This is a genomic window from Hymenobacter lapidiphilus, from assembly GCF_003417065.2.
Taxonomy (GTDB): Bacteria; Bacteroidota; Bacteroidia; order Cytophagales; family Hymenobacteraceae; genus Hymenobacter.
On the sequence record NZ_QVLT01000007.1, the window covers coordinates 83,388 to 98,179 of the forward strand.

The window sequence follows — 14,792 nt, forward strand, 5'->3', positions numbered from 1 at the left end:
GGCCGCGCGAAACATTTGCTTCGCGCGGCCCCTTTCCACTTTTCTCGCTTCAGGTGCTACCCCCTACTCCGCTACCGGCGTCAGGCTCTGCTGGCGGCCCAGCTCCAGTAGCAACGCGAAGGCCTCATCGTATTCGTTGCGCACTTTGCCTTCCAGAATGGCTTCGAGCAGGGCTTCCTTCAACTCTCCCACGGCGCGGCTGGGCTTCAGGCCGAAGGTTTCCATAATAATTTCGCCGGTGATGACGGGCTTGAAGTTGCGCAGGCTGTCCTTCTCCTCCACTTCCTTCAGCTTCTGCTCCACCACATCGAAGTTGCGCAGGTAGCGGGCCACGCGGCTGTGGTCTTTGCTGGTAATGTCGGCCCGGCACAGCAGCATCAGCCGGTCAACGTCGTCGCCGGCCTCGAACAGCAGCCGGCGCACAGCCGAGTCGGTTACCACCTCCTTCACCAGCGCGATGGGCCGCAGGTGCAGCTTCACCAGCTTTTGCACCTGGCGCATCTCCTCGCCCAGCGGCAGCTTAAAGTCGGTGAAAATGCCCGGCACCCAGCGCGCGCCCTTGTCCTCGTGCCCATGAAACGTCCAGCCCACGCGCTTGTCGTAGCGCTTGGTGGCGGGTTTGGCAATGTCGTGCAGCACAGCAGCCCAGCGCAGCCACAGGTCGCCGCCGGCCGCGGCCACGTTGTCGAGCACCTGCAGCGTGTGGTAGAAGTTGTCTTTGTGCGCGTGCTGGCCCACTTTTTCCACGCCGTGCAGCCCGGCCATCTTCGGAAAGATGAGCGCCAGCAGCCCGCTGCTGAACAGCAGCTTAAAGCCGTAGCTGGGCTTGGGCACCAGCAGCATTTTGTTGATTTCGGTCGTAATCCGCTCCTGCGACACAATCCTGATCCGCTCCTTGTTGCGGGCCAGCGCATCAAACGTATCGGGCTCAATATCGAAGTTGAGCTGGGCCGCAAAGCGTACGGCGCGTAGCATCCGCAATGGGTCGTCCGAAAACGTAATATCGGGGTCGAGGGGCGTGCGGATGAGCTTGCGGGCCAAATCGCCCATGCCGTCGTAGCGGTCCACCAGAGTCCCGAAGTCGGCCTCATTCAGGCTCAACCCCAAAGCGTTGATGGTGAAGTCGCGGCGGGCCAAGTCTTCTTCGAGCGTGCCGGCCTCCACTTCGGGCTTGCGGCTCTCGGCTCGGTAGCTTTCCCGGCGGGCGCCCACAAACTCCACCTCAATGTCGGGCGTGGGCAGCATGGCGGTGCCGAAGTTCTTGAACACCGTCACGCGGGGCCGGCCGGGCAGGCGGCGGGCTACCTCCTGGGCCAGCGCAATGCCGTCGCCCACGCATACCACGTCCACGTCTTTGCTGGGTCGGTCCAGGGCCAGGTCGCGCACGTAGCCGCCAATTACGTAGGCCGGCGAGGCCTGGGCGGCAGCGGCGGCGGCAATAGTCTGGAATAAAGGCAGGTCGGGGAGTTGCGGCGTGTGCATGGCGCAAAGGTAGTAAGGCCCTCAGTATGGCCGGACTCGAAAACTGGTTTGAGAAGTACCGCGGGGACTAACCGCGCACAAAAAAAGCGCCCCCGGGAAATCCCGGAGGCGCTTTTCGGAGGCCGTTGCCGGCCGCGTAATTACTGCTTGGCAGGAACTTCCTCCACCAGCTTGTCGGCGGGCACGTTGCGCACAACAGCCGTGTCGCCATTCTCAGGAGCCATTTCAGCGGCGGCCTGGTCGGCGGTGTTCTCGATGGCGTTACCGGCAGCGTCGGTGGTGTTGGCAGCGTCGGTAGCAGCGCTTTCGGCGGTAGCCTCAGCGTTGTCCTGCGTTTTCTCCGAGCACGAAGCCAGAGCGAAAGGAGCGAAAGCGGCCAGAACGAGGAGGGATTTGAACGAGAATTTCATGGTCAGATAATAGAGGGTGATGAAAAGATTTGGGCTTCATACCGCGAATCCGTCAAACGTAACCCCCTGTCGAGCTTGTTTTTTTTCGGGGCGACTATTCCCGCACCGTTTCCAACGTGCCATCGGGCAGCACCCGCACCACCCGCGAGGGCGTGGCGCGGGTTGGGTCGTCCTGCCGCCAGTTCACCACGTAATCAACTTTCCGCACCAGTTCGGGCGCAACTTCGCTGAACACACTTGGGGTAGGCTGCCCACTGATGTTAGCCGAGGTGGATACCAGCCCGTGGCCCAACCGCCGCAGCACCAGTCGGCAGAACTCATCATCGAGCACTACCCGCATGCCAATAGTGCCGTCGGGGGCCAGCAGGTTGGGCGCCAGGTGGCGGCTACCGGGTACGATATAGGTGGTGGGCCGGGTTTGGGCAGCCAGCAGTTCGGGCAGGTTGGCGGGCACCACTTCGGCGTAACGGGCGAACATGGCCTCATCGGCTACCAGCACAATGCAGGCCTTCTCGGCCGGCCGGTTCTTGAGCTTATACAGTTGCTCTACGCCCCGGGATAGTTCGGCGTCGCAGCCCAGCCCCCATACCGTATCAGTCGGGTAAAGTATCACCTGTTGCAGCAGCAGCGCGTCTACGGCAGCATCGGCCTCGGAACGCAGGAATTTGGGAGTCATGGATTAGGGGTATGGGGGTGTAAAGGCTTCATGGATTGCGGACCTTAGTCGGGTGCGGGACTTCGCGCCGCTCTTGTTGGGTTGTTCGCGCCCACCGTTGTACGATTTTCATTGTACGGCTTTGGCAGCTTTCAGACAACATCACCGGCCAAAAGTCGCCAGTTAATCGGCAAGCGGGCCAATCGAAGGACCGCGAAGCAAATCTCCGGCTGACACTACATGTCGCCTACGACTACCTTGACAATAGTTGCGAAGCCATGCTGCCGCTTTTATGCAGAGCGTGAGGTGTTTTCCGCTACATTAGCGGCATCATTATCTCACTTCCTATCCAGATGATTAGGCTTTTATATTGCAGCCTGCTGCTACTGCCCTTGGCCGCTCGCGCCCAGTCCCCTGGCAATTCTCAAGTCACATCCAGGGTGTATGTCGGCCTGGGAGTAAACGCCGGCCGTTACTACGATAAGCGCACCGGTGATTTTCTCAGCCCTGAGTTGGTCTACTCTCCTTCCGTAGTAGCCGGCATACAGCTACTACCGAGCCTAGCCCTGCAGCTTAGCGCCACCACCTACGACTACCGGCGGCAGTACACCGCCTCTATCGAGAACTATGCGCAAAACCCGAATAACCCCGTTGTTGGCTACATAAACGGCACTACTAAGCGTCGCTATTATATCCTGCCGCTGCTAGCCCGCTACACGTTTGAGAGCAACTCCCAACGAGTGCGCTTCGACGCCCTGGCAGGTGCCAGTATCTATCATAGCCGGGAGCAAAACACCACTACCCTCACCGACACCCAGAACCGAATCACGGATCAATACGGCTATTCCCGGACTGGCACCTACGCCAACCCTGTGCTGGGTGCTGGACTTCGGTACGTAATAGCTCCGCGAGTGGAGGCCGCGAGTGAGGTGCGCGCGAATCTCTTTTATTTCGGGTACAGCGGCGCTATCAATCTCAATCTGGAGGTCAGCCTTCGCTATTGCTTCGGCACGCTGGCCGCGCAAAATCCCCCTACTACCTCTTCCGTTCTGGGCAAGTAATAATAGAAGAAACACTTGGCGCTACATCTTACGCGACTATAAAGACACTGAAGCCAGGCGCGTGGTCGTTAACCTCCCGGCTCCTCCACCGACTGGCACAACTCAACCAGCACGCCGGCCGCCGATTTGGGATGCACGAAGCAAACAAGCTTGTTATCTGCCCCGCGCTTGGGCTCTTCGTTGAGCAAGGTAAAGCCGGCCGCCCGCAGCCGCACCATTTCGGCCCGGATGTCGGCTACTTCAAAGGCAACGTGGTGGATACCTTCGGGTTTCTTGGCTAGAAACCTGGTGATGGCGCTGTCGGGCGAGGTACCGGCCAGCAGCTCTATTTTGGAGCCGCCAACCTGGAAGAAAACCGTGTCTACGGCTTCGGAAGCCACATGCTCGCGCTTGTAGGGTGGCTGGCCAAGCAGCGTGGTATAGAGGGCCGTAGCTGCTTCGAGGTCGTGAACGGCCAGGCCGAGGTGCTCTAGGTTGGTAAACATACGGAGGGAATAGCAGGCGGCCGCCGCCAGATAGCGCGGCTTCTTTGGATTTGTTCTACTTTTGCAGGGACGAATGTAGGGCGAAACTAAACCTGTTTGCCGGTTTTTGTGTTCTACCTACGAATGATTCTCCGCTGACAAACCAGAACTCCGGGCTATGCTCAAATTACCCATTTACCTCGATAACAACGCCACCACGCCCCTCGACCCGCGGGTTCTGGAAGCCATGATGCCGTACCTGACCGAGGTATTCGGCAACGCGGCTTCGCGCAACCACCCCTTCGGCTGGGCCGCTGAGGAAGCCGTAGACTACGCCCGCGACCAGATTGCCGGCCTCATCAACTGCGACCCAAAGGAGATTATCTTCACCTCGGGCGCAACCGAGTCGGATAACCTGGCCATCAAGGGCATCTACGAGATGTATGCTCAAAAGGGCAACCACATCATCACCACTACCACCGAGCACAAGGCTGTGCTGGATACCTGCAAGCACATCGAGAAAATCGGTGGCAAGGTTACCTACCTGCCCGTAAACTCGGAAGGCCTTATCGACCTTGCTGAGCTAGAGGCTGCCATGACGCCCCAGACAATTCTGGTGAGCATCATGTACGGCAACAACGAAACGGGCACCATTCAGCTCATCCGTGAAATTGCCGCCATTGCCCACAAGCACGGCGCGCTATTCATGACCGATGGCACCCAGGCCGTAGGCAAGATTCCGGTTGACGTGCAGGCCGATGGTATCGACCTGATGGCTTTCACGGCGCACAAAATGTATGGCCCCAAGGGCGTAGGCGCCATGTATGTGCGCCGGAAGAACCCGCGCGTGAAGGTTACCGCCCAGATGGACGGTGGCGGTCATGAGCGCGGCATGCGTTCGGGTACGCTCAACGTACCCGGCATCGTGGGCCTGGGCAAAGCTTGCGAACTGGCCAAGCAGGAAATGGCAGCTGATGCTGCGCGCTTGGGCGCGATGCGCGACCGGCTCGAAAAGGAATTGCTGACGCTGGAGGAGAGTTACGTGAACGGCTCGGTAGAACGCCGCCTGCCGCACGTGGCCAATATCTCCTTCAAGTACGTAGAGGGCGAAGGCCTGATGATGGGTGTGAAGGATTTGGCGGTATCGTCGGGCTCGGCTTGCACCTCGGCTTCGCTGGAGCCGTCCTACGTACTCAAGGCCCTGGGCCTGAGCGACGACTTGGCCCATAGCTCGCTGCGTTTCGGCCTGAGCCGCTTTACTACGGACGAGCAAATCGATTACGCCATCAACCACGTAAAAGAAGCCGTTACGAAGTTGCGTGAAATGTCGCCCCTGTGGGAGATGTTCCAGGAAGGCATTGACCTCGACAAAATCGAGTGGGCTGAGCATTAATTTTTTCAGACCTGAGTACAGATACATGAGAAGTGAGACTCGGTTCATCTGTTTTTGCCAAAATCTCACATCTCACTTCCAAAACCTGACTTCTACATCATGGCTTACTCGGATAAAGTAATCGACCATTACAGCAACCCCCGCAACGTGGGTACGCTGGATAAAAACAAGAAAAGCGTAGGTACCGGCTTGGTAGGCGCCCCTGAGTGCGGCGACGTAATGCGCCTGCAAATTGAGGTAGACGAAGCGACCAACACCATCACCGACGCTAAATTCAAAACCTTCGGTTGCGGCTCGGCTATTGCTTCCTCGTCGCTCGCAACCGAGTGGCTGAAAGGCAAAACCGTAGACGAGGCCCTGGCCATCGACAACATGGAAATTGTGGAAGAGCTGGCCTTGCCGCCCGTTAAAATCCACTGCTCGGTGTTAGCCGAGGACGCCATCAAGTCGGCTATTAATGACTACCGCGTGAAAAACGGCATGCCTGAGCTGGAAATGGCCAAATCGCACCACTAACTGGTTGATGAGGCCTGGGATGACGTTCAATGTTAGTATATCTGAACGTTACTAAGGCTCCGTAAACATTTAGCCCCCAATGCCATGATTACTGTTTCAGACAAAGCAAAGGAGAAAGTTGAAAAGCTGATGCACGACTCACAGTTGGACGCTACCTATCGGTTGCGGGCTTCGGTGGCCGGCGGCGGCTGTTCGGGCCTGAGCTATAAGCTCGACTTCGACAACGAAGTGAAGCACATGGACCAGGAGTTCGAGGACAAGGGCGTGAAGGTAGTAGTGGATATGAAAAGCTTCCTCTACCTGGCCGGCACCGAGCTCGACTTCTCCGACGGCCTTAATGGTAAAGGCTTCTATTTCGATAACCCCAACGCCTCCCGCACCTGCGGCTGCGGCGAGAGTTTTTCGGTATAGCGGCTACACGTACTTTGTTCTATATAAAAAAGGGTTCTGCCAATTGGCAGAACCTTTTTTATGCGCTATTTACTACATGAGCAAGCGTAGCTGCAGTGACTTAAAAGATGTTCGGGAAGCACTTTGAGTCATTAAGACCGTCATGCCCCATCTGGCATCCGCGCAGTCGAAGCAACTCAGGTAACGCGGCTTATTGCTTGATAATTTTACGAATCTCGCGTCCAGCCGGAGTGGTTATTTCCATTTGGTATAGTCCGGTTGGTAAGCTGGTTATGTCGAGTTCCGCTTTGCTGTCAGGCACTTCTCCGTCCATCATTATACTTCCTAACAGGCTGAGAATACGGTAGCGTCCTCCGGCCATAGGCAACTCTACCGTTAGTTTTGTCTGCACAGGGTTCGGGTACACGCGCACCTCACCCGGGGCGGCAACACTCACCACTACCGAGTAGCTACTCTTCCCATCGTGGTCGAGCTGATGCAGGCGGTAGTAGCCAGTGCCGGATAAGGGCTGTTGGTCGAGGGCAACGTACTCGTGGCGGCTGTTGCTGTTGCCCTGGGCTGCCAACGTGGCAATGGTGCGGAACCCTTGGCCCGTGGCGGAACGCTGCACCTCAAAGCTGGTGCTGTTCTGTTCAGTAGCCGTGGCCCAGCGAATCTGTACCCCTAACGGCCGCCGCTCAGCCCCAAAGCTGAGCAGCTGCACTGGCAATGGATTGTTGGATCCACTAGGTTCGGTGCTGGCCAGCGCAAATACGCTGAACGCGTCGAAGGTCTGGAATGGAGCTGACGTCAGCGTACCCGCTACGAACACGTCGGGCGGGGTGCCGGCCGCGCCGGTACTGGCCGAGCGGCCCGCACTGTTCCAGACGGTACCATCGCTCTGCGCAATTATCAACGAAGGCTGGGCGGGGTCGGTCACCTTGTCATCGGGACCAAAGCTGAGCGTGACGGTACCGGTAAAAATACCTGGAGTCGTGATGCCGGGGCTGGCCGTGATGGCGTAGCGCCGAACGCTCGACACCCGGGTAATACCATCGTTGAAGGGCTTCGGAGCGGGTGGACCCTCCAGTTGCTCCACGGCAACGGTAGTAGCCTGCGTAAGCGTAGCAGGGGCTAAGGTTACGGGGCGGTAGGCTCCCTGCTTGCCCACCGGGAACAGGAGGTTGCCGGTAGTATTAGCTGGCAATACCCGGGCTACCGGGCCATTAACGAAGCTGGTAGTGCTCCCGCCCTCAACAGCTGAAGTGGCCGCCAGCGTTAGCAGGTTGATGTTGGTAGTTGTGAGCAGGCCGGTTTGCAAATCAAGCCCTCCATTAGCTCGTACAGGAGCAAGCAACGTAACGCCACTGGCGTTATTAATGGTGAGCTTAGAGGCCGAACCGAACACCACGGGGCCAGGGCCACTGACGGTTTGGGGCGCTGAGCCATTGAAGGTAACAGCGCTGGCAGAACCAGGGTTGAAACTAAGCGAGCCGCCGGCATCTACCAGAATATTACCTCCAATGAAAACACCGTCGGTTAAGTTGATGCCCACAGCTGTGGGTGCTGCCACCTCCAGGTTGTTGAGGATAATGAGCGGTGAGCTGCCTGCCATGTTGGCTAGGCTCGCGCTGACTGTTGAAAAGCGTAGCAACCCATAGGTGCGGCCCGATAGCGCCGGTGAACCATCTGTTCTGGCAAAGTCGTAGATGCTGCCGCTCCGGAACTCTACCAAGGTAGCTGGCGAGGGTAGGTCGAAGGGACTGGTGCCCCCCTCCTGCCGGTAATTAGCGCCACTTTCAAATAACACGGCGTTGGGTACGCTGCCATCAAAGGGGCCACCAGTAGAATTGGCTCCGGCTACAAAAAGGCCTCCCATTGGTACCACAATGGCGTTGGCCTCACGCCCGATAAGGCGGTTGGCGGCCGCAATACTAGGAGCGGCATCGGAGGTGAATGCGCCGGCAATGCGGGCTGTTTCGCCGGCGGTGATGTCGATAATGACGGGCGAGGAGGCTGTAGAGGGCTCCAACCGGAGAGCCGAACTGATACCAATTGCGAGGTCGTCGCCGGCTATACCTCCGTCGAGCACCAGCGTTCGGCCCGATCCGGCGTTGGTAAGCGTGACTGACACCCTATTAACTAGCTGTAGCTGACCAACAGTTTGCGAGGAGGTGAAATCCAGAGCAGCAGTAGCGGAGGGCGTTACGTTGCCATCAAACAATAGTATATCATTGCTTACGGGCGCAGTGCGGGCCGGCGTCCAGTTGCCAGCGGCGCTCCAGTTGCTACCGGTTCCGTTCCAGGTGTAAGTAGCAACAGCTGTAGCCGACGTAGTAAAGGCCGCCGTGCTGGGCATAGTAGTAAGGTAGTTCTGGGTGCCTCCGCTACCGTTGTAAGCGTACACGTCTACAGTGTAGCCCGTCAGCGGGCTCAGGCCCGTTACCGTGAAACTAGTTGTAGTACCATCGGCAACCAGCACGTAGTTGGTGGGGCCAGTGGTGGCACCTGCGCCATACGTGGTACTAGCCGTGTAAGTGGCCCCATCGGATGGTGCCGCCGCTGCTACCGCCGTTGGCCGTATCACAACGAGACGGGCCGCACCATCGCCGCCAGCTACGTTAACACTAGCCGTACCAGAAGTAATGTCAGTGACACTTACCGTAGGTTGTGTTGTGGGCTGGGCGGCAGGGGTTGGCCCACCACATATGACGGACAAATCATCAAAGCGCCAGGGTGAAGTCGTTCCACTTGTCTTTACGAAGCGTATCCACACCTGTGGGCTGGCAGTATAAGCAGATAGGTCAACCGTATACTGGTCATACGAACTCGACGGCACGTTTGCATGATCAAAAGTTCCTACTGAAGTAAACGTGCCATCCTGCGAATCTGTAGATACCTGCACAGTCAGTGTTTTTGCAATGGTATTCGAGCTTCTCCCCAAATAGAACGTCAGGCTTAACGGCTTGGCCAGCATGGGTGTAGTCAATGCCCCATTTTCTGAGCTAAATACTGCCGCACCATTACCATTCTTTATATCTGCGGTGGCAGTAGAGCGAGCTACACCAGTTCGTATCCATCCCATAGGAGGAAACGTTGTGCTTTCGAATCCTTCGCTTAGACAAACCGAACCTCCTACCGGCGCTGTATTCACCGTGCCACTCACCGGCACACCTTGCGAGGTGCTACCCGATACGTTGGTAATCGTGCCACTCACAGGTCCGGCCGGCGCACTGGCCGCGATACGCACATAGATATCGGTAGTAGCTGTGCGGGACGCCGTGACACTGGTTGCAAACCCAGAAGCCGACGCCAACGACACCTCAAATCCGGCAGGTGCCGTAACGGTAATCGGGGCGCTGAGGCTGGTAGGTGTTAAGGTATACATCTTCGGGGGCGAGGCCGTGCCCTGCGTGGCTCTTAGGCCACCGATACTGGTGGGGCTGGCCCCGATTGAGGCAATGGGAGCCGCTGCCACACTACCCTGCACCGCCACGCTAACCGTAGTAGCGCCCGTGCTACTGTGCGTGATATTGCCATTATAGGTACCTGCAGTAGTTCCACTTAAACGCACGTAAACAGTACCGCCGGTAGCAGGCAGCTGCATCGTGTTGGTAGCGTTTCCATAACTGCCAGTAGTAGCGGAAAGCTGGTAGCCTGCCGGAGCCGTGATGCTGATTGGGTCGGTAAGGTTGGCCGCGGTTACGTTGTAAGTCTGCTCGGCTGAAGGCATACCTACTGTAGTACTAAACGTGAGCGGTCCGGCCGGTACCGTGATGGTGGCGGTTGCAGAAGCGTCTTTTACAGTTATATCATCAATTGCCCAACGCTCATTAGCATTATTATTCGACAGCGAAATGCGGAAACGCATAGCATTGCTTGCCGCAATACCCGAAACTGTTAGAGTACTGATGCCCCCATTACCTACTTGGGTTCCACTGCCTGATGACACTGTTGTAGGCACATTATCACCATCATGTACAGTGCTGGCAATTCCAGTGGCAGAGTAAGACCATTTAGCATTGTCGTTGCCTCTGACGAGAAGTTCTGAAGAGTAAGTTGCTCCTCCGTCTAGACTCACTTCTACTTTCACTTCATCTGCTGTATCAGAACCATTCGTTCCACTAGTCAATGAAAAAGAGGCTAGTCTGAAACTGAGTGTGATACCCAAATATCCATTCGTGTTAATTGCAGCAGAGGTAATAATGGCAGTGGTACTGATGCTTCCGGAACTCGGCCCTGTTTTAATGTACCCGTTATTAGATGAGACGAAATAGGGGCTTGCGGAAGGAGAGTCGCCCAAGTTCGAAGAGCCGCTTATGATTGTTCCATCGGTCCCTCCACTGCTCACAGCAACTGTAGGACCAGCAGGAGTTGTTTCGAAATCCTGAATAGCAATCGTTGTCTGCCCCCACCCTACCCCAGGGCATACTAGGCTCAGCAAAGGCAGTAGCAAGCCCCAAAATAGCTGCATTGAATGCGTGCGGGCCAATGGGGAGGTGGAAAGTGGTTTCATAAGCACGGAGCTTTGATTTAGTGTTCATCACCATACATTCATCATTAATAATAACACTTTTTTATTTTATTTTTGTACCATTCGTATAAATCATTTCATTAGACACAAAAAAAGAGCGCCTCCGGAATGGAGGCGCTCTTTTTTAAGAGCCTTACGGCAGATACTTATTGCTTCACAATGCGGCGGGTCACTTTGGCATTGCCATTACCAACCGTCACCAAATAGGTACCAGCCTTTAGGTTAGCCATGTTGAGCTTGCCATCAGCCCGCAACTGCTGAGCCTGTATGGTGCGGCCCGACAAATCGGTAATGGTAGCCAATACCCCTTCGGTACCGCCATTCATCGTGATGGTGAGCTGGTCGGTAACCGGGTTCGGGTACATAACTACTTCACCGGCTTTGAGGAAGCTTACTGGTACAATAGTGCTGTAGCTGGTTTTGCCGTCCAGGTCCACTTGCTTCAGGCGGTAGTACGACAGGCCATTCAGTGGCTGACGGTCTATCTCGTTGTACACGGTAGTGGCGTTGGTAGTACCCTGGCCAGCACGTGTAAGAACGGTTGTGAACGTACGGCTGTCGCGGCTACGCTCTACCACAAATTGCTTGTTGTTGAGCTCGGAAGCAGTCTCCCAGCGAATAGCTACCTGCGAACCGCTAGCCTTAGCCGAGAACGATACAAGCGTCACGGGCAGTGGTGGCTCACCAGGAGCTTCTTGACCAAGAATTAGGTTAGGCGTTGGTGGCGACAAGTAGTTCTCGGCACCGGGGACTGCAATGTTCAGATTGTTCTGAATGTTGTTGTACTCGAACGTGTAGAAGTAGTACGTAACCGCTGGGTTCAGCCCATCGATAACAACCGAATTGTTAGCGCCTGAATACACTACAAAATAACCGGGAGCAATCTGTGGCCCCACACCATATGTTTGGTTACCAGTAGTATACGGCGTGCCATCTATGGGCTGGTTAGCAGAAGGCAGTGTTGCCGATTCGCTGGCTACGATCAACCGTCCCTCTCCGTACCCAAGAGCAGCGTAGTTGGCGGGCAGATTGAATGTTACGATAGCTTTGGTCTTGTCAACATCATCTCGCTTTACATCAGCAATAATGCGCAGCGTGGGCTCAGTATCAATCGAGCGGCCCGAGAGCAGATCATTTGCACCGAACGACTGAGTCGAGGTATTAGAGAAGTCGTTGCTCTGGAATTGCAACGTCGACTGGCCAGTTCCCAAATAGGTTGGGGCATAGCGGATGAAAATCTGGCGGTCAACTACGTAAGTAGACGTATTAGGCGTCAGCATTATGCTGTTGCTAAACGTTACATTATCTAGCGACAACTCGAATTGCTGTGCGTTATTAACGTTAAGCGGATTAGTCGATAACAGCTTCGTGATGGTGATAGGCTGCAATACCCGCTGAGCCTTGATGTTGATAGCCTGCGCAGGAGTAGACTTTGTGTTGAGCACTATGTTGCGCTCCTCCACGAAGGGATTCAGGATCTGAATAGTTGGTTCGCTGGTACCATTAGCCTGGACGGCCTGCGAAGTGGCAGGGCTACTGGAGTTGATGATAACCGACGTAGTGCTAAGTGCCGATGGCGGCAGAAAACGTACGTAAATCGCCGTTTTAGCTACATCACCATTAGTAGCCGGCGTTATTGACAACACGTTGCCGGTGCCTACAATACCAGCGAAAGTAGGCTCGAGCGCTACCTGGAAGTATTGTGGAGCAGCTATCCGCAGATCCTGGAGCAAGTTGGTACCAGTTACGAAATACGACTGCACGTCCGAGGCTATACCAGGTACGGTAGAAAACTGCGCCAGTACGCCGTCAATATTGATAGTAGAGTTACCATTGATGGCATTGGCTTGGATGGTAACAACTTTAGGATCTGCACCTGTGCTGGTAGAAGTAATAGTACCTGCAAAGGCACCACTCGATACCGGGGCAACGAGTCGCACTTCTATTTCCCGCAAAGAAACCGTGCCGTCCTGAGCAGGATTGATAGTAATAGGGCCATTCACAAAGTCACCACCAGCGGTAGCATCGCGGAAAACGATGTTATTATTGGAGCCGGTTATAACCAATGGAGCTGTCAGATTACCCGCATTGATGGAGAAAGCCAGCGTTTGGGCCGAACCACTGGCAGAAACCGTCTGGAAGTCCAGATTGGTTGGGCTAACGACAATGAATGGACCGGTTGGAGCTGCCGTAGCCTGACCAGTTACGATAACGCCAGTGCTTGCGCCCCCGTTGCCGGTAGTGATAGCCGTAATAGTAGAGTTGTAGCTACCTGCTGCTGTTGGAGCAAAGCGGGCCTGCAGAGCGGCATTTACCTGATTGTTTACGGGGCTCAATGTAACAGTTTGCACGAAAGTCCCGCTGGAACCCAAACGAATAAGGAAGCCGTTTGGCGCACTCACAACAACATCGGAGGTGATGTTCCTACCGGTAATAGTAAAGTTCTGGGGAGCTGATAAATCACCAGCCTGCAACGTGGCGAAATTCAATTGAGCAGGAGCAGATGACAACGAAGCAAGAGGCAATACGCCTGTTCCCGACACACTCACATTTCTCGTAGTAGCTCCATTGCTGACGAATGAAACCTCGGTTACATAATTCTGCGCGGCCGTAGGTGTGAACCGCACATCCACCTTAGTATTCACCGAGCCGTCCGCAGGATTACGCGTCAGTGTCAGCGTCTGAGCATAGGTCCCGGAACCGCTAGCGGCTACCTCAAAACCTGCTGGCGCAGTAACCAAAATGTCGTTAGTAAGCGAGGTAGCTTTTACCTCAACCATCATCGGGGCCGAACTCGTGCCGACAATCTGGTTACCGAAGCCCAAGGCGGCGGGCGTTACCGTAATACTAGGCGAACCAGCTACTACATCGCCTCTCAGGTCAATTTCAGGTGAAGAAAAAATACGCCCATTACTAGGATTTCGGCTCTGGGCAGAAACCAAATCTACTACAGTAGTACCAGCACCTCCAGTAGGAGCGAAGCGTAGATATATAGTTGTAGGGGCAAGCGCCCCTGATCCATTCGTAGTGAATGAGATAGTGTTTTCACTAAATGAAGAATTGTTTTTGCTACCTTGAAATTCGGCTGGTATAACAACTTCAACACTGGTGTTGGCCCTCAAGCCAGAACCAGAAACTGTGTATGCTTTAGAAGACGAAAACTCCCCTACCGCCACCGAGCCGAAGTATTGGGGGTTTGCGCTACTATTTGCTCCCGGGCTTTGATTAGGGCCATCTGGTGTTAGGGTTAGTTGCTGTGCCTGGCCCAGCAAGGGCGCAAACCACAGCAGGGCCAATAACGCCCACAAGCGACCGGTTAAGCCGGGCTTGATATTACGTAAGTATTTCTTTTTCATGAGTATGATGAATGAACTGTTTGCGAGTGAAAGGGTACTTCTTCAGGGGATGCTATAGCGCAACGTCTCGTTTCCGCAACGAGTATGCCATTTTTTGATATCTTCCTGACAACATGCATTAAGCATCGCATTATAAGAGCATAGGCACACTTCGAACTATGATTAATCCTCTTTTTTGTCGTATACTCCCCATATAGGGAGAATACCTTTTAACATGCCAATCGAGTAGGTGTGTGTCTTATCCAGTTATGTATAAGTGCCAGACAATCACCTAGACCATTCATCACCTATTCAAAAACAGATGAATAATATATTCTTAATCAGATGGTTAAACAGCACAATTTCAGCCCACAGAATAGAACATCCGACTGGAAAACAGCATATTAAGCCATTCCCTATCATCAGCGGCTACAAAGTTAGCGAGCATTATCCACATAATCATGCTTAAAAAGACAAGTCGTTATATAACTATTCGCATATAGCTACTTTTTTTAAGTCTTGAGGCTGTTTAGAAAGCCAAAATCATGGTTC

The 14,792-nt window shown here is 54.9% G+C and carries 11 protein-coding genes; 5 read left to right on the top strand and 6 right to left on the bottom strand.

Annotated features, from left to right (window positions below; all coding sequences use genetic code 11):
• Positions 1-63: 63 nt before the first annotated feature.
• The 3 genes from D0N36_RS06020 to D0N36_RS06030 all read right to left on the bottom strand — a co-directional run bounded on the left by D0N36_RS06020 (position 64) and on the right by D0N36_RS06030 (position 2,568).
• A complete protein-coding gene (locus tag D0N36_RS06020; protein WP_116940507.1) occupies positions 64-1,482 on the bottom strand; it encodes a CCA tRNA nucleotidyltransferase in 1,419 nt (472 codons plus the stop codon).
• A gap of 140 nt (positions 1,483-1,622) precedes the next feature.
• Entirely contained in the window at positions 1,623-1,892 is a 270-nt protein-coding gene (locus tag D0N36_RS06025) for an entericidin EcnAB (RefSeq protein ID WP_116940508.1), read from the bottom strand.
• A 94-nt stretch (positions 1,893-1,986) separates the two neighbouring features.
• Positions 1,987-2,568, bottom strand: a complete 582-nt coding sequence (locus tag D0N36_RS06030) for an L-threonylcarbamoyladenylate synthase (protein WP_116940509.1) — start codon at positions 2,566-2,568, stop codon at positions 1,987-1,989.
• A 332-nt stretch (positions 2,569-2,900) separates the two neighbouring features.
• On the opposite strand from D0N36_RS06030, the gene D0N36_RS06035 reads away from it, so the two are divergent.
• Positions 2,901-3,608 (top strand): outer membrane beta-barrel protein, encoded by a 708-nt coding sequence (locus tag D0N36_RS06035; protein WP_116940510.1) that lies wholly within the window; start codon positions 2,901-2,903, stop codon positions 3,606-3,608.
• A gap of 68 nt (positions 3,609-3,676) precedes the next feature.
• Here the strand turns inward: D0N36_RS06035 and mce are convergent, their stop codons facing one another.
• On the bottom strand, positions 3,677-4,093 hold the full coding sequence (mce, locus tag D0N36_RS06040) for a methylmalonyl-CoA epimerase (RefSeq protein WP_116940511.1): 417 nt from the start codon (positions 4,091-4,093) through the stop codon (positions 3,677-3,679).
• Positions 4,094-4,250: 157 nt separating this feature from the next.
• Here mce and D0N36_RS06045 point away from each other — a divergent pair, with 157 nt between their 5' ends.
• From D0N36_RS06045 to D0N36_RS06055, 3 genes are all read left to right on the top strand, one after another.
• Positions 4,251-5,465, top strand: a complete 1,215-nt coding sequence (locus tag D0N36_RS06045; protein ID WP_116940512.1) for an IscS subfamily cysteine desulfurase — start codon at positions 4,251-4,253, stop codon at positions 5,463-5,465.
• 99 nt (positions 5,466-5,564) lie between these two features.
• Positions 5,565-5,981, top strand: a complete 417-nt coding sequence (iscU, locus tag D0N36_RS06050) for a Fe-S cluster assembly scaffold IscU (protein ID WP_116940513.1) — start codon at positions 5,565-5,567, stop codon at positions 5,979-5,981.
• A gap of 84 nt (positions 5,982-6,065) precedes the next feature.
• Complete coding sequence (locus D0N36_RS06055; protein WP_116940514.1) at positions 6,066-6,392, top strand: HesB/IscA family protein; 327 nt, start codon at positions 6,066-6,068, stop codon at positions 6,390-6,392.
• A 190-nt stretch (positions 6,393-6,582) separates the two neighbouring features.
• On the opposite strand, the gene D0N36_RS06060 is transcribed toward D0N36_RS06055, so the two are convergent.
• Positions 6,583-8,958 (bottom strand): T9SS type A sorting domain-containing protein, encoded by a 2,376-nt coding sequence (locus D0N36_RS06060; protein WP_190242541.1) that lies wholly within the window; start codon positions 8,956-8,958, stop codon positions 6,583-6,585.
• Between the two features lie 694 nt (positions 8,959-9,652).
• On the opposite strand from D0N36_RS06060, the gene D0N36_RS06065 reads away from it, so the two are divergent.
• Positions 9,653-9,916 carry a hypothetical protein gene (locus D0N36_RS06065; RefSeq protein WP_190242542.1) on the top strand — a complete coding sequence of 88 codons (264 nt, stop codon included), beginning with the start codon at positions 9,653-9,655 and terminating at the stop codon, positions 9,914-9,916.
• A 1,135-nt stretch (positions 9,917-11,051) separates the two neighbouring features.
• Here D0N36_RS06065 and D0N36_RS06070 read toward each other — a convergent pair.
• On the bottom strand, positions 11,052-14,261 hold the full coding sequence (locus tag D0N36_RS06070; protein WP_116940516.1) for a T9SS type A sorting domain-containing protein: 3,210 nt from the start codon (positions 14,259-14,261) through the stop codon (positions 11,052-11,054).
• Positions 14,262-14,792: the final 531 nt, after the last annotated feature.

Bases quoted from the DNA above. Each gene is read 5' to 3' on its own strand.
- D0N36_RS06020 (WP_116940507.1), bottom strand. From the start codon at position 1,482: ATGCACACGCCGCAACTCCCCGACCTGCCTTTATTCCAGACTATTGCC.
- D0N36_RS06025 (WP_116940508.1), bottom strand. From the start codon at position 1,892: ATGAAATTCTCGTTCAAATCCCTCCTCGTTCTGGCCGCTTTCGCTCCT.
- D0N36_RS06030 (WP_116940509.1), bottom strand. From the start codon at position 2,568: ATGACTCCCAAATTCCTGCGTTCCGAGGCCGATGCTGCCGTAGACGCG.
- D0N36_RS06035 (WP_116940510.1), top strand. From the start codon at position 2,901: ATGATTAGGCTTTTATATTGCAGCCTGCTGCTACTGCCCTTGGCCGCT.
- mce (WP_116940511.1), bottom strand. From the start codon at position 4,093: ATGTTTACCAACCTAGAGCACCTCGGCCTGGCCGTTCACGACCTCGAA.
- D0N36_RS06045 (WP_116940512.1), top strand. From the start codon at position 4,251: ATGCTCAAATTACCCATTTACCTCGATAACAACGCCACCACGCCCCTC.
- iscU (WP_116940513.1), top strand. From the start codon at position 5,565: ATGGCTTACTCGGATAAAGTAATCGACCATTACAGCAACCCCCGCAAC.
- D0N36_RS06055 (WP_116940514.1), top strand. From the start codon at position 6,066: ATGATTACTGTTTCAGACAAAGCAAAGGAGAAAGTTGAAAAGCTGATG.
- D0N36_RS06070 (WP_116940516.1), bottom strand. From the start codon at position 14,261: ATGAAAAAGAAATACTTACGTAATATCAAGCCCGGCTTAACCGGTCGC.